At 70.0% G+C, this 22,494-nt stretch carries 20 protein-coding genes; 3 read left to right on the top strand and 17 right to left on the bottom strand.

Annotation, left to right across the window (positions count from 1 at the left end):
• Nucleotides 1-98 precede the first annotated feature (98 nt).
• From ndk to OVA17_RS14190, 8 genes are all read right to left on the bottom strand, one after another.
• Complete coding sequence (gene ndk / locus OVA17_RS14225; protein ID WP_013586434.1) at nt 99-515, bottom strand: nucleoside-diphosphate kinase; 417 nt, start codon at nt 513-515, stop codon at nt 99-101.
• 3 nt (nt 516-518) lie between these two features.
• Complete coding sequence (locus OVA17_RS14220; protein ID WP_267787170.1) at nt 519-941, bottom strand: DUF4233 domain-containing protein; 423 nt, start codon at nt 939-941, stop codon at nt 519-521.
• Nucleotides 938-2,290 carry a bifunctional folylpolyglutamate synthase/dihydrofolate synthase gene (locus OVA17_RS14215; protein WP_267787169.1) on the bottom strand — a complete coding sequence of 451 codons (1,353 nt, stop codon included), beginning with the start codon at nt 2,288-2,290 and terminating at the stop codon, nt 938-940. Before OVA17_RS14215 ends, OVA17_RS14220 begins: the two co-directional genes overlap by 4 nt.
• On the bottom strand, nt 2,287-5,670 hold the full coding sequence (gene ileS, locus OVA17_RS14210; RefSeq protein ID WP_267787168.1) for an isoleucine--tRNA ligase: 3,384 nt from the start codon (nt 5,668-5,670) through the stop codon (nt 2,287-2,289). Before ileS ends, OVA17_RS14215 begins: the two co-directional genes overlap by 4 nt.
• 420 nt (nt 5,671-6,090) lie before the next feature.
• Nucleotides 6,091-7,638: a dipeptide ABC transporter ATP-binding protein gene (locus OVA17_RS14205; protein WP_267787167.1), complete on the bottom strand. Its 1,548-nt coding sequence runs from the start codon at nt 7,636-7,638 to the stop codon at nt 6,091-6,093.
• Nucleotides 7,635-8,477: an ABC transporter permease gene (locus OVA17_RS14200; RefSeq protein WP_267787166.1), complete on the bottom strand. Its 843-nt coding sequence runs from the start codon at nt 8,475-8,477 to the stop codon at nt 7,635-7,637. Before OVA17_RS14200 ends, OVA17_RS14205 begins: the two co-directional genes overlap by 4 nt.
• Nucleotides 8,474-9,451: an ABC transporter permease gene (locus OVA17_RS14195; protein ID WP_267787165.1), complete on the bottom strand. Its 978-nt coding sequence runs from the start codon at nt 9,449-9,451 to the stop codon at nt 8,474-8,476. Before OVA17_RS14195 ends, OVA17_RS14200 begins: the two co-directional genes overlap by 4 nt.
• Nucleotides 9,452-9,479: 28 nt before the next feature.
• Nucleotides 9,480-11,108, bottom strand: a complete 1,629-nt coding sequence (locus OVA17_RS14190; protein WP_267787164.1) for an ABC transporter substrate-binding protein — start codon at nt 11,106-11,108, stop codon at nt 9,480-9,482.
• Between the two features lie 276 nt (nt 11,109-11,384).
• On the opposite strand from OVA17_RS14190, the gene valS reads away from it, so the two are divergent.
• Nucleotides 11,385-13,952, top strand: a complete 2,568-nt coding sequence (valS, locus tag OVA17_RS14185; protein ID WP_267787163.1) for a valine--tRNA ligase — start codon at nt 11,385-11,387, stop codon at nt 13,950-13,952.
• Nucleotides 13,952-14,200: a hypothetical protein gene (locus OVA17_RS14180; protein ID WP_115918078.1), complete on the top strand. Its 249-nt coding sequence runs from the start codon at nt 13,952-13,954 to the stop codon at nt 14,198-14,200. The genes valS and OVA17_RS14180 overlap by 1 nt, the downstream gene beginning before the upstream one ends.
• A gap of 211 nt (nt 14,201-14,411) precedes the next feature.
• Here OVA17_RS14180 and OVA17_RS14175 read toward each other — a convergent pair whose 3' ends face one another.
• Nucleotides 14,412-14,624, bottom strand: coding sequence for a hypothetical protein (locus OVA17_RS14175; RefSeq protein WP_267787162.1), 213 nt, complete (start codon nt 14,622-14,624; stop codon nt 14,412-14,414).
• Nucleotides 14,621-15,217, bottom strand: a complete 597-nt coding sequence (locus tag OVA17_RS14170) for a winged helix-turn-helix domain-containing protein (protein WP_267787161.1) — start codon at nt 15,215-15,217, stop codon at nt 14,621-14,623. The genes OVA17_RS14175 and OVA17_RS14170 overlap by 4 nt, the downstream gene beginning before the upstream one ends.
• A gap of 79 nt (nt 15,218-15,296) precedes the next feature.
• Here OVA17_RS14170 and OVA17_RS14165 point away from each other — a divergent pair, with 79 nt between their 5' ends.
• Nucleotides 15,297-17,348: a M3 family metallopeptidase gene (locus OVA17_RS14165; RefSeq protein ID WP_267787160.1), complete on the top strand. Its 2,052-nt coding sequence runs from the start codon at nt 15,297-15,299 to the stop codon at nt 17,346-17,348.
• 51 nt (nt 17,349-17,399) lie between these two features.
• On the opposite strand, the gene OVA17_RS14160 is transcribed toward OVA17_RS14165, so the two are convergent.
• The 7 genes from OVA17_RS14160 to OVA17_RS14130 all read right to left on the bottom strand — a co-directional run bounded on the left by OVA17_RS14160 (nt 17,400) and on the right by OVA17_RS14130 (nt 22,370).
• Entirely contained in the window at nt 17,400-17,909 is a 510-nt protein-coding gene (locus OVA17_RS14160) for a GNAT family N-acetyltransferase (protein WP_267787159.1), read from the bottom strand.
• 22 nt (nt 17,910-17,931) lie between these two features.
• A complete protein-coding gene (locus tag OVA17_RS14155; protein WP_267787158.1) occupies nt 17,932-18,510 on the bottom strand; it encodes a hypothetical protein in 579 nt (192 codons plus the stop codon).
• The gene (locus OVA17_RS14150; RefSeq protein ID WP_267787157.1) at nt 18,498-18,857 is read right to left on the bottom strand and encodes a hypothetical protein; all 360 of its coding nucleotides are present in this window, start codon (nt 18,855-18,857) and stop codon (nt 18,498-18,500) included. The genes OVA17_RS14155 and OVA17_RS14150 overlap by 13 nt, the downstream gene beginning before the upstream one ends.
• Nucleotides 18,858-18,899: 42 nt before the next feature.
• Complete coding sequence (gene clpX / locus OVA17_RS14145) at nt 18,900-20,168, bottom strand: ATP-dependent Clp protease ATP-binding subunit ClpX (RefSeq protein WP_267787156.1); 1,269 nt, start codon at nt 20,166-20,168, stop codon at nt 18,900-18,902.
• Between the two features lie 362 nt (nt 20,169-20,530).
• Nucleotides 20,531-21,193: an ATP-dependent Clp protease proteolytic subunit gene (locus tag OVA17_RS14140; RefSeq protein WP_267787155.1), complete on the bottom strand. Its 663-nt coding sequence runs from the start codon at nt 21,191-21,193 to the stop codon at nt 20,531-20,533.
• A 23-nt stretch (nt 21,194-21,216) separates the two neighbouring features.
• A complete protein-coding gene (locus OVA17_RS14135) occupies nt 21,217-21,804 on the bottom strand; it encodes an ATP-dependent Clp protease proteolytic subunit (protein WP_174799692.1) in 588 nt (195 codons plus the stop codon).
• Between the two features lie 77 nt (nt 21,805-21,881).
• Complete coding sequence (locus tag OVA17_RS14130; protein WP_267787154.1) at nt 21,882-22,370, bottom strand: tetratricopeptide repeat protein; 489 nt, start codon at nt 22,368-22,370, stop codon at nt 21,882-21,884.
• Between the last annotated feature and the right edge of the window lie 124 nt (nt 22,371-22,494).

Below are 22,494 nucleotides of genomic sequence, written 5' to 3'. Positions count from 1 at the left end.
AGAATCAGGGCCGGGCGTTTCGACAGGCTCAGCCGCCTCGACGCCGAACGACGAAGGCCGCCACCCTCTCGGGGCGGCGGCCTTTACGGCATCCGGGATCAGGCGAACCAGATCGCGAGCTCGCGCTCGGCGGACTCGACGCTGTCGGACCCGTGGACGAGGTTCTGCTGCACCTTGAGGCCCCAGTCTCGACCGAAGTCGCCGCGGATGGTGCCGGGGGCGGCGGTGGTCGGGTCGGTCGTTCCGGCGAGCGAGCGGAAGCCCTCGATGACGCGGTTTCCGGCGAGGCGGATGGCGACCGACGGGCCGGACATCATGAACTCGAGCAGCGGCTCGTAGAACGGCTTTCCCTCGTGCTCGGCGTAATGCTGAGCGAGGGTCTCACGGTCGGGCTCGACGAGGCGGATGTCGACGAGGGCGTAGCCCTTCGCCTCGATGCGGGCGAGGATCGCGCCGGTCAGGCCGCGAGCGACGCCGTCGGGCTTGACGAGGACGAGGGTCTCTTCGGTAGCCATGGGTCATTCTCCGTTCGAGAGGTCGGGGGAAGCGGCGCGTCGGGCGTTCTGCCGATCGAGCGCTGCTCCCTTGATGGTCGCATACGCCCACATGCCGCCGAAAATGAGAGCCACGACGGCGAGGGCCGGAACGAGGAAGCCGCCGAGCAACAGCACCACCTGGAGTCCCCATCCCGCGAACAGCGCCCACCGGTGGCGGAGCGATCCCGACACGGCGACCATCGCGACGGCCAGGACGACGCCGCCGACGATCCCCCACCAGGGTTCGATGCCGAAGGGCAGCACCTTGAGGCCGTAGACCACGAGGCCGCCGAGGAAGACGATGATCGACTCGAAGCCGAGCACGACGGCGCCCAGCGACTCTTGGGCTCCGCGCTGACGACGGGGGCGCGGCGTGCGCGGGGCGCGGGCTCCGCGGGGGCTCATCCCTGCCACCCGGCCTTCCAGTCCTCGAGTTCGGAGAGGCGCAGGGCTTCACCGGCGAGCACGACGGAGCCGGCGATCACGACGGCCCGACGATCCGACTTGGCAGCCCACGAGCGGGCGGCATCGGCGGCGTCTTCGAGGGTGGGGTGCACGGTGACCGGCAGGTCGGCCGACTCGGCGACGTCGGCGATCACGTCCGGGTCGGTCGCGCGGTCACTGTCGGGCGCGGTGGCGAACACGCGCGCGACGCCGGGGGTGAGCGCCGACACGATGCCCGCGGCATCCTTCCCGTCCAGGATGCCGACCACGGCGCCCCACTCGTCGATGTCGAACGACTCGTCGAGAGCGGCGACCAGGGCGCGAGCACCGTGCGGGTTGTGCGCGGCGTCGACGAACACGGTGGGCGCGGTGCCGATGAGCTGCAGGCGACCGGGCGAGGTGGCGTTGCCGAGGCCGTCGGCGATCACCTCGGCCGCCAGAGGCTGGGTGCCGCCGCCGATCAGCGACTCGACGGCCGCCACCGCGAGGGCAGCGTTCGCCCCCTGGTGCGCACCGTACAGCGGGAGGTAGACCTCGGAGTAGGTTCCGGCCACGCCGCGGATCGTCAGCTGCTGACCGCCCACCGCGAGCGTCTGCGCCTCGAGGGCGAAGCCGTCGCCCGCCACGGCGACCGTCGCGCCTTCCTTCTCCGCGCGGGCGCGGATGACTCGCAGGGCCTCGTCGGGCTGCTCCGCCGAGACCACGGCGGCGCCGGGCTTGATGATGCCGGCCTTGACGGTGGCGATCTCGGCGATGGTCGAGCCGAGCCGATCGGTGTGGTCGATGTCGATGGGCGCGAACACCGCCACGTCTCCGTCGGCCGTGTTGGTGGAATCCCACTCCCCGCCCATACCGACTTCGAGCACGAGGACATCGATCGGCGCATCTGCGCACGCGACGAACGCGAGAACGGTCAGCAACTCGAAGAAGGTCAGCGGCGCGTCACCGGCCGCGGCCAGCTCGGCATCCACCATGTCGACGAACGGCTGGATCTCGTCCCAGGCGTCGGCGATCGCGGCATCGCCCACGGGCTCGCCGTCGATGAGGATCCGCTCGGTGAAGCGCTCGAGGTGCGGGCTCGTGAACAACCCCGTGCGAAGACCCATCGACCGCAGCAGGCTCTCGATCATGCGGCTGGTCGAGGTCTTGCCGTTGGTGCCGGTGACGTGGATGACGCGGTACGTGCGCTGCGGGTCGGCGAGCAGTTCGAGCACGCGGCGCGTGCGCTCGACGCGCGGCTGCACCCACTGCTCGCCCTGCCGTTCGAGCAGCGCGCTGTAGACGGCGTCGGCCCTGGTGCGGTCGCTCATGCGGAGGCTCCGATCCGCGCGACGGCCACCGTGACGGCGCCGACGTTCGCGTAGGTCTTGGCGGCGAGGACGTTCTCGAACTCCGGCTCGCCGACGGTCCCGCGCTCGATGAGCCGCTCGGTGCGGCTGGCGAGCGCGACGCCTTCGGCGAGGGTCTCGGATGCCACTCCCGCGACATCGAACGCCTGGGCCACGGCCGCTGCGTCACCGGCGTCGTCGAACGTGAGCGTCAGGGCGATGCGGTCGCTCACGTCGAAGCCGGCCGCCTTGCGCGTGTCCTGGATGCCGCGGATCATGTCGCGCGCCAGGCCCTCGGCCTCGAGCTCGGGGGTGGTGACGGTGTCGAGGAGCACGAATCCCCCGCTCGCCAGCACGGCCAGTGCTTCACCCTCGGGCCGACCCGCCGTCTCGACGACGAGGTCGTACTCGGAAGGCTCGAGCGCGATGCCCCCCGCGACGACCTGTCCGTCGACCTCGCTCCAGTCGCCCTCGCGGGCGGCCTTGATGGCCTGCTGCACCTGCTTGCCGAGGCGGGGGCCCGCGGCGCGCGCGTTCACCGAGAGACGGTGCGTGACACCGTACTCCGCGGCCGTGCCCTCCTGCAGCGGCACCTGTTCGACGCTCTTGACGTTGAGCTCCTCGCGGAGGATGTCGTCGAACTGCGCGAGGCCCGCGGCATCCGGGGTCACGACCGTCAGTCGCGGCAGCGGCAGACGCACGCGCTTGCCTTCGCGCTTGCGGAGGGCGTTCGCCACGCTCGACACTTCGCGCACGGTGTCCATCACGGTGCGGATGTCGGCGGACGCGGGGAACGCGGCGGCATCCGGCCAGTCGGTCAGGTGCACGCTGCGTCCACCGGTCAGACCCTGCCAGACGCGCTCGGTCACGAGCGGCAGCAGCGGGGCGGCGACGCGGGTGAGGGTCTCGAGCACCGTGTACAGCGTGTCGAAGGCCTCGCGGCTCGTGGGGTCGTCGGTCACGCCCACCCAGAAGCGGTCGCGCGAACGGCGGATGTACCAGTTGGTCAGCACCTCGACGAAATCGCGCAGACGCTCGGCCGCAGTCGTGGAGTCGAGCCCCTCGAGGTCGGCGGCGACGTCGCGGACGAGATCGCCGGTGAGCGCCAGGATGTACCGGTCGAGCACGTCGGTGGAGTCGGTCCGCCACTCGGCGGTGTATCCCTCCGGACCTGAGGCGTTGGCGTAGGTCGCGAAGAAGTACCACGCGTTCCACAACGGCAGCAGGAACTCGCGCACACCCGAGCGGATGCCCTCCTCGGTGACGACGAGGTTGCCGCCGCGCAGCACCGAGCTCGACATGAGGAACCACCGCATGGCATCCGAGCCGTCGCGGTCGAACACCTCGCGAACGTCGGGGTAGTTGCGCAGCGACTTCGACATCTTCTGCCCGTCGTTGCCGAGCACGATCCCGTGGCACGAGACGCCGGTGTAGGCCGGGCGGTCGAACAGCGCGGTCGACAGCACGTGCATGACGTAGAACCAGCCGCGGGTCTGTCCGATGTACTCGACGATGAAGTCGGCGGGGGCGTGCTCGTCGAACCACTCGTGGTTCTCGAACGGGTAGTGCACCTGCGCGAACGGCATCGAGCCGGAGTCGAACCACACGTCGAGCACGTCCTCGATGCGGCGCATCGTGGATCGCCCCGTGGGGTCGTCGGGGTTGGGGCGCGTGAGGTCGTCGATGTAGGGGCGGTGCAGGTCGACCTCACCGTCGGCGTTCACCGGCAGGCGACCGAAGTCGGCCTCCATCTCGGCGAGCGAGCCGTACACGTCGACGCGCGGATAGTTCGCGTCGTCGCTCTTCCACACCGGGATCGGCGATCCCCAGTAGCGGTTGCGGCTGATCGACCAGTCGCGAGCGCCCTCGAGCCACTTGCCGAACTGGCCCTCCTTGACGTTCTCGGGCACCCAGGTGATCTGCTGGTTGTTCGCGAGCAGATCGTCCTTGATGTCGGTCACGCGCACGAACCAGCTCGACACGGCCTTGTAGATCAGAGGGTTCCGGCACCGCCAGCAGTGCGGGTACGAGTGTTCGTACGACGCCTCGCGCAGGAGCCGGCCGTCCTGCTTCAGCAGGCGGATCAGGGGCCGGTTGGCCTCCATCCACAGCTCCCCCGCCACGTCGGTGACGGCGGAGAGGAACCGGCCACCGTCGTCGAGCGAGATGATCGTGGGAAGACCCGCGGCATCCGCCAGTCGCTTGTCGTCCTCGCCGTAGGCGGGGGCCTGGTGCACGATGCCCGTGCCGTCCGAGACGGTGACGTAGTCGTCGACGAGGATCTTCCACGCGTTCTGCGTACCCCAGGTCTCGGCGTCGGCGTAGTAGTCGAAGAGGCGGTCGTACGACACGCCCTCGAGCTCCGCACCCAGGATCGTGGTCTGCACGGCCTCGCGGGCGGCATCCGGGCTCTCGTAGCCGAGGTCCTTGGCGTAGCCGGCCAACAGGTCCTCGGCCAGAAGGTAGCGGTGGGCGACGGCTTCGATCGCTTCGTCGGGCGTGCCGTCGGGAGCACGGTGCACGTCGGCGGCGCCGTGGGGTCCGCCCTCGATCACGGCGTACCGGATGCCGGGGCCCACCGCCAGCGCGAGGTTCGTCGGCAGCGTCCACGGCGTCGTCGTCCACGCCAGCGCGCGCACGCCGGTGAGGCCGAGCGCCTCGGCCTTCGCGCCCACGAGCGGGAAGGTCACGGTGACCGAGGGGTCCTGGCGCATCTTGTAGACGTCGTCGTCCATGCGCAGCTCGTGCGTGGAGAGAGGGGTCTCGTCGCGCCAGCAGTACGGCAGCACGCGGTAGCCCTCGTACGCGAGACCCTTGTCGTGGAGCGTCTTGAACGCCCACAGCACGCTCTCCATGTAGGTGGTGTCGAGCGTCTTGTAGCCGCGCTCGAAGTCCACCCAACGAGCCTGACGCGTGACGTAGTCCTGCCACTCGCGCGTGTACTCGAGCACCGACTCGCGGGCCTTCGCGTTGAAGGTCGCGACGCCCATCGCCTCGATCTCGTCCTTCTCGGTGATCCCGAGCTGTTTCATGGCCTCGAGCTCAGCCGGCAGCCCGTGGGTGTCCCAGCCGAACACGCGGTCGACCTTCTTGCCGCGCATGGTCTGGAAGCGCGGGAAGACGTCCTTCGCGTACCCGGTGAGCAGGTGCCCGTAGTGGGGCAGGCCGTTGGCGAAGGGCGGGCCGTCGTAGAACACCCACTCCTCGGCGCCCTCGCGGTTCGCGATCGAGGCGCGGAAGGTGTCGTCGCTCTTCCAGAACGCGAGAGTGTCGTTCTCGATCGCCGGAAAGCGGGGGCTGGGGACGACGGAGGCTGAAGCGTCGGCGGCGGGGCCGAAGGATGAGGGGCGTGGGTAGGTCATGTCTCTCCGCAGGTTGGAATCCACCTGCGGGGACGATCCGTGCGGACCGCGGTACCACCCCGCGTTGCGCCGCCCCCGTTCGGGACCGGTGCCACTCTCACTGCGGCTGTGACGGGCCTGCCCCGCGCGGTTCTACTCGGGGCTTGCGCCCGTTTCTTCCGCGAGCTCCCCGGTGATGGCCGGATCGGTGCGTGTGGCTCCAGTCTACGCGAGCCGGGCGCGGTGCGCTGCGAGCCGTGCGCACGCGATCCGTGTCCGAGACACGCCGCGTGCCGGCAGCGGTCGCGGCGTGTCCTGGACACTCGGCATGCTGTCGCGCGCCCAGCCTCGTCGAGTGTCCAGAACACCCGGATGCGAGGTCGGTCGCGTCCGGGTTACTTGGACACTCGACGAGCAGAGGGGCCGGGCACGACCCGAGGCTCACTCTGCGGGCGTGCCCAGACCCGCCGCGGCCAGCAGCTCTCGGGTGAACGGGTGCCGGGGAGCGGCGAACACGCACGACACCGTTCCCTGATCGACCACCCGACCGTCCTTCATGACGATCACGTCGTCGGCGATCGCGGCCACGACGTCGAGGTCGTGCGTCACGAAGATCATCGCGAGGTCGCGCTCACGTTGCAGGTCGAGCAGACGCTCGAGGATCTTCGCGCGCACCGAGGCGTCCAGCGCCGACACGGGTTCGTCCAGAACGAGCAGGTCGGGAGACACCGCAAGCGCCCGCGCGATCGCGACACGCTGGCGCTGACCGCCCGAGAGCTGAGCGGGCCGGCGGCGCGCGAACGCGGGCGAGAGCCCGACCTCGTCGAGGAGGGCGGCGACGGCTGAGCGGCGGGCCGCGCGGGGCACCCCGCCCGCAGCCGCGGCCTCGGCGAGGGTGCGACCGACGCTCCAGCGCGGATCGAGCGCCCCCCAGGGGTTCTGCTGCACCAGCTGCACGCGGCGACGATCGGCGCCGCGAGCGACACCGGGCGTCCAGTCGCGCTCGACGAAACGCAGGCGTCCCGCATCGGCGCGGGTCACCCCGACCGCCAGGCGCGCCAGGGTCGTCTTGCCCGACCCCGACTCCCCCACCACTGCCAGCGTGCGGCCCCGGCGCACCTCGAAAGAGACGTCGTCGACGGCGACCCGCTCGCCGAAGCGCTTCGTGATGCCCTCGGCGGTGAAGATCGGGGCATCCGCGCGCGGGGCTCGACCCAGCGGCTCGTGCGAGACGGCGGCGACGAGCTCGCGCGTCACCGGATCGCGGGGGGATGCCAGCACCTCGGCCGTGACCCCCGTCTCGACGACGCGGCCCTCGTGCATCACGACGACCCGGTCGGCGACGCGGGCGACAGCGCCGAGGTCGTGGCTGATGAACACCACCGCCACGCCGTCGTCGGCGATGCGTCGCAGCAGCGCGAGCACGCGGGCCTGCACCGTGGCATCCAGAGCCGTCGTGGGCTCGTCGGCCACCAGGACTGCGGGCGTGGCCGACAGGGCCGAGGCGATGAGCGCCCGCTGGCGCAGACCGCCCGAGAGTTCGTGGGGATACTGACGTGCTCGCCGTTCGGGTTCGGGGAGCGCCACCCTCCGGAGACTGTCGTGCACTCGACCGACGAGGGCTCCCCCGCGCACGGCGGGCTCGTGGATACGGATCGGCTCGGCGACTTCGGCACCGACGCGGCGAAGCGGGTCGAGAGAGACGAGGGCGTCCTGCGAGACGAGCGCGATACGTCGGCCGCGCAGGCGACGCCAGTCGCGTTCGGTCAGGGATTGCGCCGACGCCCCGTCGATCTCGAGCGCCTCCGTGGACCACGACAGGCCCTCGGGCACGAGCCCCAGCAGGGCCCGGGCGCTGAGCGATTTGCCCGCACCCGACTCGCCCACGATCGCCACGCACTCCCCCGGCGCGACGTCGAGGTCGAGACCGCGCACGATCGCCCCCTCGGGGCCGTCGATACGCAAGCCGCGCACCCGCACCCCGCTCATGCGCCCCGCTCCTCGGAACGCGCGCGCAGGATGCGCCCGACGACGCTGACACTCACGACGGTCGCGGTGATCGCGAGCCCCGGGAACACGGCCACCCACGGCGCTTGCAGGAGCAGATTGCGTCCCGCCGAGAGCATGAGACCCCACTCGGGAGTGGGCTCGGTCGGGCCGAGGCCCAAGAAGCTGAGGCCCGCCGCGGCGAGGATGCTCGTGCCGACGCCGATGGTCGCCAGCACGCTCACCGCGCCCAGCACCCCGGGCAGGACGTGCCGTCCGTGCACGACGACGGCCGGCACGCCGATGATGCGCGCCGCTTCGACGTGCTCGGCGGCGGCGAGCGAGCGCGTCTGCGCACGCGCGAGACGCACGTACACCGGCACGGCCGCGATCGTCACGGCCACGGCGATGTTCGCCGGCCCCGGCCCCAGCACCGCCACGACGAGGAGCGCGACGAGGAACTCGGGGAAGGCCAGCAGCACGTCGACGACGCGCATCGCCGCGGCGTCCGCCCATCGCGGCGCGACGGCCGACAGCGAGCCCACGACCACGCCGACGACCAGGGCGAGGCCCGTGGCGAGCAGGCCGATGCCCACCGACCGGCCGGCGCCGAACACGACGCGCGAGTACACGTCGCGGCCGCTCTGATCGGTGCCGAACCAGTGCGCGGCACTCGGCGGCTGCAGGGCCGCGCGCACGTCGGTGAGCAGGGGATCGTGGGTCGCCAACAGGCCCGGGGCGACGGCGGCGAGAGCGATGACGGCGAGCACGACTCCGGCCAGCGACAGCGCGACGACGGCACCGGGTCGAGTGCGGTGCCGCCCCGCGACGACGGCGGTCATGCGGGCACCCCGGTCCGAACACGCAGCGCCGCCGCAGACGACTGCAGCCGCGGGTCGAGCAGGGGGACGACGAGGTCGACGATCGTGTTGACCACGACGAAGACGAGGGCGCTGAGCAGGATGACGCCCGTGATCACAGGCAGATCCCGGTCGGTGATCGCCGTCAGCGTCACGCGTCCGAGGCCGGGGCGCGCGAACACCGTCTCGACGAGAACGGCACCGCCCAGGAGCGACCCCACCAGGTAGGCGGCGAGAGTCGCTCCCCCGACGCTCGCGTGCCGCAGCGTGTGGTGCAGGGTCTCACGGCGACGAGATGCGCCGCGCGCCCGCACGGTGAGCAGGAACGGCTCGCGCTCGGCGGCCTCGATCCCGTCGCGCAGCACCTGCGACAGCAGGGCCGCGACCGGCAGGGCCAGCGTCACCGCGGGGAGCACGATCGCCGCGGCATCCCGCCCTCCCGACACCGGGAACCACCCGAGCTGGAACGAGAAGACGCTCAGCAGCACGAGGCCCGTCCAGAACACCGGCGACGACAGCACGACCAGCTCGACGCCCGCGGCCACGGCCCGTCCGCGGCGACCGCGCACGAGCAGAGCGGTGACGACGGCGAGCAGGATCGCGATCCCGAGCGCCAGCGCCGACAGCTGCAGAGTGGGCCCGAGCTGTCGCCCGATCACCTCGGTGACCGGCAGGCGCAGCTGGTACGACTCCCCCAGATCGCCGCGGACGAGCCGACCGAGAAAGGCGGCGTACTGCTCCCAGACCGGGCGGTCGAGTCCCAGTTCGCTGCGGATCCCCGCCTTCACGGCCTCACTGACCTGCGCCTGCGGGCCGAGCATGACGTCGACGGGGTCGCCCGGGATGATCCGGAACGCCACGAACGCCAGCGTCGCAGCCCCCCACAGCACGAGCACGACGGATGCCACGATCCCGCCGAGGCGCGTCACGAGGGCGCGCGACCGAGAGCGTGGCATCCGAGGACGGGGTCGAGGGCGCGAGGGCTCAGCCGACCGAGGCGGTGGCGAACAGCGGGCGGCCGTACAGGTCGAAGGTGAGACCCGTCACGTCGGGCCGCACGGCGCTGATCAGCGCGGGGCTGTACAGCGGCACGATCGCCGCCTGCTGCGCGTTCCACTGCTGCACCTGCGCGTAGATCGCGTTACGGGCGGCGGGGTCCGTCGTCGACGCCCCCTGCGCGAGAAGCGCATCCATGGCCGGGTCGCTCACCTGGGAGGCGTTCTGGAAGCCGTCGGTCGCCAGGTGGCTGCGCAGCAGATCGGCGTCCACGCCCGAGAAGCCCCAGTCGGTGACGTCGTAAGTCTTCGGACCGTACTGCTCGTTGTAGGCGCCGGGCTCGAGCACCTCGCGCTGCAGGTCGAAGCCCACGGCCTTGAGGTCGCTCTGCACGGCGTTGGCGAGCGCCGCGCGATCGTCGGGCACCGGGGTCCACGCGATCCAGCGCGCGGTGAGGCGCTGACCGTTCTTGGTACGGATGCCGTCGGCATCCCGTCCCGTCCAGCCGGCCTCATCGAGAAGGGCGTCGGCGGCGGTCGGGTCGAAGGGCCACGTCTGTTCGAGGCTCGCGTCGTAGCCGGGGGTGGTCGAGCCGAGGATGCTCCACGCGCGGGGGTACTGCCCGAAGAAGATCTCCTGCACGGCGGTGTCGACGTCGATGGCCTTCGAGAACGCCTGGCGCACCTTCTGGTCGGCGAAGACGCCGTACTTCTCGTTGAGGAACAGCGAGTACGGCAGACCGGGGTAGGCGATCGACTCGACGGTGTCGTCGGCGGGAACCTGGGCGACCAGGTTGGGCGGGAGGTTCGTCACGACGTCGGCCTGGCCGCTCGAGAGGGCGCCCACCCGCACCGAGGCCTCGGGGAGGATGTCGACGCGCAAGGTCTTGACCGCGGGCTTGCCGCCCCCGTCGGGGCCCCAGGTGTAATCGTCGTTGCGGGTGTAGACGAGGTCCTGGTCGGGCGTGTACTCGGTGAGCTCGAAGGGACCGGTTCCCACCGTGACCCCCGGGCCGCCGGCCTTGAGCTGGTCGGCCTTGGACGAGAGCACGGCGGGCGAATAGAAGCCCAGCAGCGCCGTGCTGGCCGCCTGCAGGAACGGGGCGTACGGCTGGGTGAAGCGCACGCGAACGGTGTGCTCGTCGACGACGTCGGTGCCGGCGTACAGGTCGCCGCCGAGCATGCTCGCAGCCTGGGCCGAGGCGGTCTCGGGGTTCGCGATGCGATCGAAGTTCGCCTTGACCGCCGCGGCGTCGAACGCGGTGCCGTCGTGGAAGGTCACGTCGGTACGCAGGCGGAAGAGGTAGCTCGCGCCGCCGTCCTCGACGTCCCACGACTCGGCGAGCCAGGGCGAGAAGGTGCCGTCGGACTCCTGGAAGACGAGCGAGTCGAGCACGGCCCGCTGCACCATCGCCGACACGTCGAGCTGGCTGGTCTGCGGGTCCATGTGCCCGGCCGAGAGGTTGGCGCCCTCGATCGCCCAGACGATCTCGCCGTCGCCCGAGGCGGCGGGGTCCGATCCGGCACAGGCGGAGAGCGAGAGAGCGGCGACCGCCGCGACCGCGGCGGCCGACAGCAGGCGGCGGGCGAGCGGCCCGCGGGACGACACAGAAGGCATGCAGAGACCTCAGAAGTTTCGATGGGGAAGCTCCCAGCCTACCCGCGTTCCTGGACCGGGTGCGGAAAGTCCGCCGCGGGCGTCGCGCCGACAGCGAACGGATTCGGACGGTCGCAACGGATTCGGATCATCGGGCTCGCGGCATCCGAATCCGCTGCACCGGTCCGATTCTGGTGAGCTCGCGCCGCACGTCCCGTCGCACCCCCGGTATCGTGGATGCCACACCCATCAGGCACGCTCACACAGTGCCGCCCATATCGCTCGAGGAGTACACCCATGGCCACCATTCCCGACAAGCCCGCCCTGGAAGGCCTCGAGCAGAAGTGGGACGCCGCCTGGCGTGAGCGCGGGACGTACGTCTTCGACCGCCTGCGCGCCGCCGAGGCCGGTCGTCAGGGGGTCTACTCCGTGGACACCCCGCCGCCGACGGCATCCGGAAGCCTCCACATCGGTCACGTGTTCTCGTTCACGCACACCGACGTGAAGGTGCGCTTCGAGCGCATGCGCGGCAAGACCGTGTTCTACCCGATGGGCTGGGACGACAACGGCCTGCCCACCGAGCGCCGCGTGCAGAACTACTACGGCGTGCGCTGCGACCCCTCGCTCCCCTACGACGCCGACTTCACCCCGCCGTTCGCGGGCGGCGACAACAAGAGCAGCAAGGCCGCCGATCAGGTGCCCATCAGCCGCCGCAACTTCATCGAGCTGTGCGAGCAGCTCACGATCGAAGACGAGAAGCAGTTCGAGGAGCTCTTCCGCGAACTGGGCCTGAGCGTCGACTGGACGCAGACCTACCGCACGATCTCCGACGACTCGATCCGCACGAGCCAGTTGGCGTTCCTGCGCAACATCGAGCGCGGCGAGGCGTACCAGTCGATGGCGCCGACGCTGTGGGACGTCGACTTCCGCTCCGCGATCGCGCAGGCCGAGCTCGAGGACCGCGACCAGCCCGCGGCCTACCACCGGGTGGGCTTCGCCAAGACCGACGGCTCGGGCGACGTGTTCATCGAGACCACCCGCCCCGAGCTGCTGCCCGCGTGCGTGGCTCTGGTGGCGAACCCCGATGACGAGCGCTACCAGCCGCTTTTCGGCACGACCGTGCGCACCCCGCTGTTCGACGTCGAGGTGCCGGTACTCGCGCACCCCCTCGCGCAGAAGGACAAGGGATCGGGCATCGCCATGATCTGCACCTTCGGCGACGTGACCGACATCATCTGGTGGCGCGAGCTCGACCTGCCGAACCGCACGATCATCGGCAAGGACGGGCGGATCGTCGCCGAGGCTCCCGACGTGATCGTGACGGATGCCGCGAAGGCGGCGTACGACGAGCTCGCGGGCAAGACCGTGTTCAGCGCCAAGAAGCGCATCGTCGAGCTGCTGCAGGAGTCCGGGGCCATGGAGGGCGATCCCAAGCCCTTCACCCACCCGGTGAAGTTCTTCGAGAAGGGCGACCGGCCGCTCGAGATCGTGTCGACGCGCCAGTGGTACATCCGCAACGGCGCGCGCGACGCCGAGCTGCGCGAGCGCCTGATCTCTCTCGGTCGCGGGATGTCGTGGCATCCGGACTTCATGCGCGTGCGCTTCGAGAACTGGACGAACGGTCTCACCGGCGACTGGCTCGTGTCGCGCCAGCGCTTCTTCGGCGTGCCGATCCCGGTCTGGTACGCGCTCGACGACAACGGCGAGCGGGACTACTCGCGCGTGCTCACCCCCGACCTGGCTGCGCTTCCCGTCGATCCGACGACCGACGTTCCCCCGGGCTACACCGAGGATCAGCGTGGCGTCCCCGGCGGCTTCGACCCCGAGCGCGACATCCTCGACACGTGGGCGACGTCGTCGCTCACCCCGCAGCTTGCGGGCGGTTGGCAGCGCGACGAGGAGCTGTGGAACCTCGTCTCGCCGTTCGACCTGCGCCCGCAGGGCCAGGACATCATCCGCACCTGGCTCTTCTCGACCATGCTGCGAAGCGCCCTCGAAGACGACCGGAGCCCGTGGTCGGATGCCGCCATCTCGGGGTTCATCGTCGACCCCGACCGCAAGAAGATGTCGAAGTCGAAGGGCAACGTCGTCACGCCCGCCGACATTCTCAAGCAGCACGGCTCCGACGCTGTGCGCTATTGGTCGGCGTCGAGCCGCTTGGGCACCGACGCGGCGTTCGACCCGCAGAACCCCACGCAGGTGAAGATCGGACGGCGCCTCGCGATCAAGCTGCTGAACGCGGCGAAGTTCGTGCTGTCGTTCCCCGTGCCCGAGGGTGCCGAGGTGACGCACGCGCTCGACGCGTCGATGCTCGCGACGCTGGATGCCGTCGTGCGCGACGCCACCGCCGCGTTCGAGGCCTACGACCATGCGCGGGCGCTCGAGATCACCGAATCGTTCTTCTGGACGTTCTGCGACGACTACCTCGAGCTCGTCAAGGAGCGCGCGTACGACCAGACCGACGTGGGCCAGGCCTCGGCGGCGCTTGCGCTGCGCACGGCCCTGTCGACGCTCGTGCGCCTGTTCGCGCCCGTGCTGTCGTTCGCGTCCGAAGAGGTGTGGTCCTGGTTCGAGCAGGGCTCGGTGCACACCGCCGCGTGGCCCGAGCCGCTCGGCATCGAGGGTGATCCCGCGGTGCTCACCGCCGTGAGCGCCGCGCTGATCGGCATCCGTCGCGCCAAGACCGAGGCGAAGGCCTCGCAGAAGACGAAGGTTGCCTCGCTCACCGTGTCGGGTCCGCTCGTCGAGGCGCTGCGCCTCGCCGAGGGCGACCTGCGCGCCGTGGGCCGGATCGAGACGATCTCGTTCGCCGAAGCCGACACCACCACCGTGACCGACATCGTGTTCGCACCCCAGGAGGCCTGATGCAACTCGGAACCCGCTGGACCGCCCGCGAGCAGCCGCCGAAGGCTGTGCCCGAGGCGCTGCACGCGCAGATCGCCGCCGTCGAGGCCGCGCTCAACCCCGACGGCCTCAGCGCCCCCGCCCCGCGGTGGACGCTGACGTTCCTCGAGGGGCGCCCCGTCGCCGAGCTCGACACCGGCGTCATCGTCACCCAGGATGCCGCGGGCGAGGTCGTCGTGCGCTACGACGACGACGCCGAGTTCGCCTGACGAGGACCGCCTCGGAACACAGAGCCCGTCGACGCGTTGGTGCGCCGACGGGCTCCGTGCTCTCGTGCCGACGACGGCATGTCCGGATGGCGAGTGCTCCGGGGCGGAGCAGAGCCGGGCTGCGGAGGACGAGTCCGCTCGGGTGATCCCCCACCGGCAGACCCTTCTCCCCGAGCGCGCTCGACCTCAGGTTCCGCGCGCCGAAATCGACCTACCGGGGCAGCAGGTACCGCGCGACGTCGCCCGACATCGCCCGGGATGCCGCGATCCCGGCACGACGAGCCGGCTCGGCCTCGACGCGGGAGATGCGCCGGCGAATGCGACGCTCGGCGACGGTCGACATGGCCTGGGCGCTCACGAGGAGGGCGTTTTCGAGGAGCGTCGGCCGGGCGGAGACGGCGATGGTCTGCGTGATGGCGCTCATGCGGAGCCCCTCTCGGTCGGAAGCGGAAAGATGTCGTTGCGGATCGTGACGGGGCGCACGCCGTCGCCGGTCTGGTCGCGGTAGCGGGCCACGGTTTCGTCGACGAGCGCGTGGATCCGCCGGACGAGGTCCTGCGACTGCTCCGCGGTCAACCGGGCGGTCGCGGTCGAGATGATCGCGGCATCCCGCCACTCCTCCGCTTCATCCCAGCCGTGATTGGCGAAATGCATCAACTGCTGATGACGAAGGGTGAGGGTTTCGGACTGCACCGCCTCCATCACGGTTCGACCCGCGGGGGTGTTCTGCATGTCGGGGTTGGTGAGCGTCACCATTCCGGCCGGGCGTTCCCACCATCGCTCGCGCGCGGTTCCACGGTCGGTGACCTCGCGGATGAGGTCGTGCTGGGCCAGGGCGCGCAGGTGGTAGCTCGTGGATCCCGTCGACTCGCCCGTGAGTTCGGCGAGGCTGCTCGCCGTCTGGGGGCCGTACTGGCTGAGGATGTCGTACAGCCGCACGCGGAGAGGGTGGGCGAGAGCTCGGAGCGCCCCGGCGTCCAGAACCCGTTCGGCGCGCGGAGACGACTGATCGGTCATACTGCAAAGATATCTTTGCAAGGGATTGTTTGCAACCCTTTCTCTGCACAGGAGCGGTGGGGGCGCATAGGCTGGAGCGATGACGGATGCCGTGAACAATCCCCTCCTCGCGCCGCCCTCGCTCCCCTACGACCTGCCGCCCTACGGCAGCATCGCCGTCGAGCATTACCTCCCCGCTTTCCACGCTGCCTTCGCGGCGCAGCGGGCCGAGGTCGACGCCATCACCGCCCAGACCGACGCGCCCACCTTCGAGAACACCCTGGTCGCCCTCGAACGAAGCGGCGAGCTGCTCGATCGCGTCGCCCGTGCGTTCTACACCGTCGCGTCCGCCGACGGCACTGCAGAGATCCAGGCCGTCGAAGAAGAGCTCGCCCCGCTGATGGCGGCTCACAGCGATGCGATCCAGCTCGACGCAGCGCTCTTCGCCCGCGTCGCCGCCGTGCACGCGCAGCTCGACGCTCTCGCCCTCGACGACGAGAGCCGTTACCTCGTCGAGCGCCACCATCGCGAGATGTCGCTCGCCGGCGCCGGACTCGACGACGAACAGAAGCAGCGCCTGACCGACCTCAACCAGCGCCTGTCCGTGCTGACGAACGCATTCGAGAAGAACCTCCTCGCCGACACCAATGACCTCGCCGTCGCCTTCGACACCGCAGCGGAACTCGACGGCCTCAGCGACGGCGAGCTCTCGGCCGCCGCCCAGGCCGCCACCGACCGCGGGCTCGACGGCCGCTACGTCGTCACCCTCACGCTCTACACGGGCCACCCGCTCCTCGCCTCGCTGAAGAATCGCGAGAGCCGCCGCCGCCTTCTCGAGGCCTCGCGCTCCCGGGCCATCCGCGGTAACGACCACGACAACCGCCCGGTGCTTCGCGAGATCGTGCGCCTGCGAGCCGAGCGCGCGGCCCTGCTCGGCTATCCCTCGCACGCTGCCGCGGTCCTCGCCGACCAGACGGCGGGATCCCCGGATGCCGTGCGCGACCTGCTCCGTCGACTCGCCGCCCCCGCTGCCGCCAATGCCCGCTCCGAGCAGGAGGCGCTCCAGGCGATCGCCGATGCCGACGGCATCCGGATCGAGGCGCACGATTGGGCGTTCTACACCGAGAAGGTGCGCGCGAAACGCTACGACCTCGACCGCGCAGCTCTGCGCCCCTGGTTCGAAGTGGAGCGCGTACTGCGCGACGGCGTGTTCTACGCGGCCGAGCAGCTCTACGGCATCCGCGTCACCGAGCGTCACGACCTGCAGGGCTACCACCCCGACGTCCGCGTGTTCGAGGTGCACAACGCTGACGGCGGTGAGCTCGGGCTGTTCCTGCTCGACCTGTACACCCGCGACACCAAGCGCGGCGGCGCCTGGATGAACTCGATCGTCACGCAGTCGGCCCTCCGTGGCACGGCCCCCGTCGTGGTCAACAACCTGAACGTGAACAAGCCCGCCCCGGGCACCCCGACACTGCTGACCCTGGATGAGGTCACCACCCTCTTCCACGAGTTCGGGCACGCCCTGCACGGCCTGTTCGCCACCGTCACCTACCCGCACTTCGCGGGTACGGCCGTCTACCGCGACTTCGTCGAGTTCCCGAGCCAGGTCAACGAGATGTGGATCCTCTGGCCCGAGATCCTCGCGCACTATGCCCGCCACATCGACACCGGAGAGCCCCTCCCGGCCGACGTCGTCGAGCGACTTCACGCGTCGGAGGCGTTCAACCAGGGCTTCGCCACGAGCGAGTACCTCGCGGCATCCTGGATCGACCAGGCGTGGCACGCTCTCTCCGTCGACGAGGCCTCGGCCGATATCGACGTCGCGGCGTTCGAGGCAGCGGCCCTGAGCGACATCGGGCTCGACAACCCCGCCGTGCCCACCCGCTACGCCTCGACGTACTTCGCGCACGCGTTCTCGGGCGGCTACAGCGCCGGCTACTACTCGTACATCTGGAGCGAAGTGCTCGACGCCGACACCGTGGAGTGGTTCCGTGAGAACGGCGGACTCACGCGTGACAACGGCGACCGCTTCCGCCGGCGCCTGCTGGGGGTCGGCGGTTCGGGCGATCCGCTCGCCGCCTACCGGGGCTTCCGGGGTCGGGATGCCGAGATCCAGCCGCTGCTGGAGCGTCGCGGTCTCGCGGGCTGAGGCCGGTCGAACCTCGGGCCCGGGCGCGTCGTGCGCGCGGGCCCGATCTCGTCACAGCCCGTACTTGAACCCGATGTGCGAATCGACGAAGCCGAGCCGCGTGTAGAACCGGTGGGCATCGACGCGCGCGGCGTCGGAGGTCAGCTGCACGAGGGTGGCGCCGGTCGCCGGAGCAGCCACGTCCATGACCCAGCGCATCACGGCGCTGCCGATGCCGCCCGACCGCCGGCTCGACGACACCCGAACCGCCTCGACGAGCAGGCGGGTAGCCCCCTGACGTGCCATGCCGGGAATGAGGGTCAGTTGGAGAGTGCCGATCAGCACTCCCCCGGCGTCGTCGACGACGAGCAGGTCGTTCAGCGGGGCGTCCAAAACGCTCCGCAGGGCCGTGTCGTAGGTCGCCTCGTCTCCGGCGTCGGCGCGGTCCCCGCGCGCGGCGCTGATGGGGTCGTCGGCGAGGAGCGCCATCAACGCGGGCAGATCGGCCGGCCTCGCCCGGCGGACGGTCACCTCGCCGATGCGGGTGGTCAGCGTCGCGGGGAGATCGAGGTCGGAGAGCATGATCTCCATCCTGCCGCGTGCGTCAGCGCCAGCCGAGCACCTCGCGCACGACGGCTTGGGATGCCGGTGAGCCGTCGTTCTTGATGGACAGCAGCTTCTCGCTGGAGATGAGCGCCCCCGATGCGCTGTACGCGTTCGAAAGGCCTTCCACCGCGCGACGGACGAGGGGGGCCGCATCGTTGCGATCCGCGCCGCCGCGCACCGAGTAATGAGGGTAGACGATCAATTCGGCGCCCTCGGGCGTCCGTCGTGCGCACGCAACGACCACGGTGGGGGTGGCCCCCCTCCAGAACCGGGGGAAGAAGTCGAAGCCCGTTCCGTCCGCGAAGAATTCGACGACTCCGCGCTTCCGGGACTTTGCGATGTCGCCGAGGCGGACGTCGCGGGCAACCCACTCCGACCCGCTGTCCCGGATCGCCGTGGCGAAGGTGTCACCCCCGTCGGAGAATCCCGCCGCGATGAGCGCGTCGGTCGCGCGGCGTACCGTCGAGGCGGGGTCGTCGTGCACCAACATCCGCGCCCCGCCCCGCGTCAGTCCGTTCCACCGGACGGGACCGACGCGGGCGTCTTCACCGGATCCGCGCATGATCACAGCGACCACGCCCGCCCCACGGCCTCGTCGGCCTCGCGGTACGCCCGGGCTGCGTCAGCGGCCGCGCGGCCGACATCGGCCAAGCGCGCAGGCTGCTCGACCGCGCGGTAGGCGTCGATGATCTCGCCCATCCGCTCGGTGCCGATACCGAAGGCCTGCGAAGACATGTCGGCGACGCGCTTTCCGACGTCGACGATGCCATCGCTGATCGGCTGGAACAGCTGCAGAATCAGCCCCAGTTCTCCCGCATTCAGGCGGGCATACGTTTCGAGATGTTCCCCGATCGCCTGCCCGTGCCCGGCTTGCCTGTCCAAGACCTGCTGCGCAAGCGAAAGCTGGTCGGTATCGACATCCACTCGGTCCCCCCGGTCCGTAGGTCGAATGTCAGCGAAGCTGAGTTACGCACTCCGTCGCTTCTGTGCGAGCACGATGGTGGGCTGCGCGCGATCCTCGACGGCCGCACGGGTGATGACGACCTTGGCGATGTCGTCAGCCGAGGGCACGTCGAACATGATCGGACCCAGGACGTCTTCGAGGATCGCACGCAACCCGCGCGCACCCGTCTTCCGCAGGACGGCGAGGTCGGCGATGGCGCGGAGGGCATCCTCTTCGAACTCGAGCTGCACCCCGTCGAGCTCGAACATGCGCTGGTACTGCTTGACCAGCGCGTTGCGCGGCGCGGTGAGGATCTCCATCAGCGCGTCCTGGTCAAGCGGCGAGACGGATGCCACGACGGGCAGGCGACCGATGAACTCGGGGATCAGACCGAACTTGTGAAGATCCTCGGGCAGGGCCTCGCTGAACAGGTCGGGCGCGTCTTCCTTGCGCTGCAGCGGGGCGCCGAAGCCCACGCCGTGCTTGCCCACGCGGGCGGAGATGATCTCCTCGAGGCCCGCGAAGGCCCCGGCGACGATGAACAGGACGTTCGTCGTGTCGATCTGGATGAACTCCTGGTGCGGGTGCTTGCGGCCGCCCTGCGGCGGGACCGATGCGACGGTTCCCTCGAGGATCTTCAGCAGCGCCTGCTGCACGCCTTCTCCCGAGACGTCGCGCGTGATCGAGGGATTCTCGGCCTTGCGGGCGATCTTGTCGACCTCGTCGATGTAGATGATGCCGGTCTCGGCGCGCTTCACGTCGAAGTCGGCGGCCTGCAGCAGTTTGAGGAGGATGTTCTCGACGTCTTCACCGACGTAGCCGGCCTCGGTGAGGGCCGTGGCATCCGCCACCGCGAACGGCACGTTCAGACGCTTCGCGAGCGTCTGGGCGAGGTAGGTCTTACCGCAGCCGGTGGGTCCGAGCAGCAGGATGTTGCTCTTGGCGATGTCGATCTCTTCGGCACGGGCCTCGGCGGGCTGCAGGGTGCCGTGCGAGCGGACGCGCTTGTAGTGGTTGTAGACGGCGACGGCGAGAGCGCGCTTGGCGGGCTCCTGACCGACGACGTACTCCTCGAGGAACGAGAAGATCTCGCGCGGCTTCGGCAGGTCGAACTCGGCGACCTCGCCGGCCGACGACTCCGCCATGCGCTCTTCGATGATCTCGTTGCACAGCTCGACGCACTCGTCGCAGATGTAGACGCCCGGACCGGCGATCAGTTGCTGTACCTGCTTCTGGCTCTTGCCGCAGAAGGAGCACTTGAACAGGTCGGCGCTCTCACCGATACGTGCCATGGCCGGTTCCTCCCGTCACCCGGCCCCCGCCGGTGTGTTACCCGAGCCTAACCCGAGCCCGGGTGATCCAAGGGCATTCGCGCGCGCGGCGGCGTCATGATCGCCGACGGCGGACATACGGCATCCGGTCACCCACCGGATCTTCGCGCTCCCCGAACCTCTGCGATCGCCACCTCGACGCGGTGCCCGACGGCCCAGAAACTGCATCATGCCGACATCTCCGCCGCCGCTTGTCGTCGGGTTGTCGGCGAGGTGCCGTCTCGCGATCCGTGGGGCCTGCCGCACACGACGAGGCGCCCGCGCACACGACGAAGCCCCGCAGACCGAAACGGGTCTGCGGGGCTGATCGTGGCGCGAGCGCGTCAGGCGGTGAGGGCCGCCGGGGTGCGCTTGCGGGTCGTGAGCACCTGGTCGACGATGCCGTACTCCATCGCCTCGGCGGCGGAGAGGATCTTGTCGCGATCAATGTCCTTGTTGACCTTCGCGACGTCCTGGCCGGTGTGGCGCGCCATGGTCTCTTCGAGCCAGGTGCGCATGCGGAGGATCTCCTGCGCCTGGATCTCGATGTCGGACGCTTGTCCGTGACCGGCCTCGCCCATCGCGGGCTGGTGGATCAGGATGCGGGCGTTCGGCAGGGCGAGACGCTTGCCGGGGGCGCCGGCGGCCAGTAGCACGGATGCCGCAGAGGCTGCCTGTCCGAGCACGACGGTCTGGATCTGCGGCGAGACGTACTGCATCGTGTCGTAGATCGCCGTCATGGCCGTGAACGAACCACCGGGCGAGTTGATGTACATGATGATGTCGCGGTCGGGGTCCTGCGACTCGAGCACGAGAAGCTGCGCCATGACGTCGTCGGCCGACGCGTCGTCGACCTGCACGCCGAGGAAGATCACGCGGTCTTCGAACAGCTTGTTGTACGGGTCCTGACGCTTGTAGCCGTAAGCCGTGCGCTCCTCGAACTGAGGGAGGACGTAGCGGCTCGAGGGCATGTGGGCTGCGGTGCCGCCGAAAGTGGGGATGTTCATGTCGGTGTCCTTTTCCTCTCGGCTCAGACCGCTGCGGTTCCGCCGCCGCCGGTGACGTCGGTGGCGTGCTCGCGCATGTGGTCGACGAAGCCGTACTCGAGAGCTTCCTGGGCGGTGAACCAGCGGTCGCGGTCTCCGTCGGCGTTGATCTGCTCGACGCTCTTGCCGGTCTGCGCCGCGGTGATCTCGGCGAGGCGACGCTTCATGTCGAGGATGAGCTGCGCCTGCGTCTGGATGTCGCTGGACGTCCCGCCGAACCCGCCGTGCGGCTGGTGCAGCAGCACGCGGGCGTTGGGCGTGATGTAGCGCTTGCCCTTGGTGCCGCTGGTGAGCAGAAGCTGACCCATCGAGGCCGCCATGCCGATACCGACGGTGACGATGTCGTTCGGCACGAACTGCATGGTGTCGTAGATCGCCATACCGGCCGTGATCGAGCCACCGGGCGAGTTGATGTAGAGGTAGATGTCCTTCTGCGGGTCTTCTGCGGCAAGCAGCAGGATCTTGGCGCAGATCTCGTTGGCGTTGTCGTCGCGCACCTCGGAACCGAGCCAGATGATGCGGTCCTTGAGCAGTCTGTCGAAGACGCTCGTTGCCATAAGGGGTTCGGGCATGTGTGCTCCTCTTCCGTGATCTGAAACGAATCTACCGGCGCGTTCCAGGGCGGGATGCCGTGTTCGCCGCGGGCGGATCAGCGCGGTTGTTCGGCGATTTCTCGCGCGTATCCGGTCACGGAGCGGGTATAGCGCGGCAGGTGCGGGGCGAGGGCCTGCAGAGCGACGGATGCCGCCCGCTCGGGCTCTGCATTCGACACGAGAGCGAGCGCGTAGAAGGCGGCGGCCGCATCGTGCAGCGGTCCGCGAGGCTCGCGCTCGTACTCGGCCTTGAGCATCGCGAGTGCCTCCGCGGTCTTGCCGAGATTACGGATTGTGCTCGCGAGCTGGATCGTCGCGCGCGTGCGGCGCTCGTCGTCGAGTCCGAGCTCGAGGGCGCGACGATAGAGCTGCTCGGCCTCGTCCTCGACGCCGGCGGAGTCACGCGCTCCGGCTCGCTCGAACAGCGCGACCGCGTCATCCGCGGGCCGCTCGGCAGCCAGCGCGTCGATGCGTTCGATCACGGCCTCGGGACTGAGCGCCTCATCGGCCCAGACGGCATCCGCTCGGCTCTGCCAGTCGCTCATCTCACGTGCTCTCTCTCATGTTGAGTGTCCCGAACATGCCGTGGGGCGCGGCGCCTGTGCGGCGTGTTCTGGGCACTCGACCGACGGGACCGGACGGCCTGCGCGGCTTCCGGGAACGAAAAAA

Origin of the sequence: Microbacterium sp. SL75 (assembly GCF_026625865.1) — a bacterium.
Classification (GTDB): Bacteria; Actinomycetota; Actinomycetes; order Actinomycetales; family Microbacteriaceae; genus Microbacterium.
This window is presented reverse-complemented; position numbering and strand designations above follow the sequence as displayed.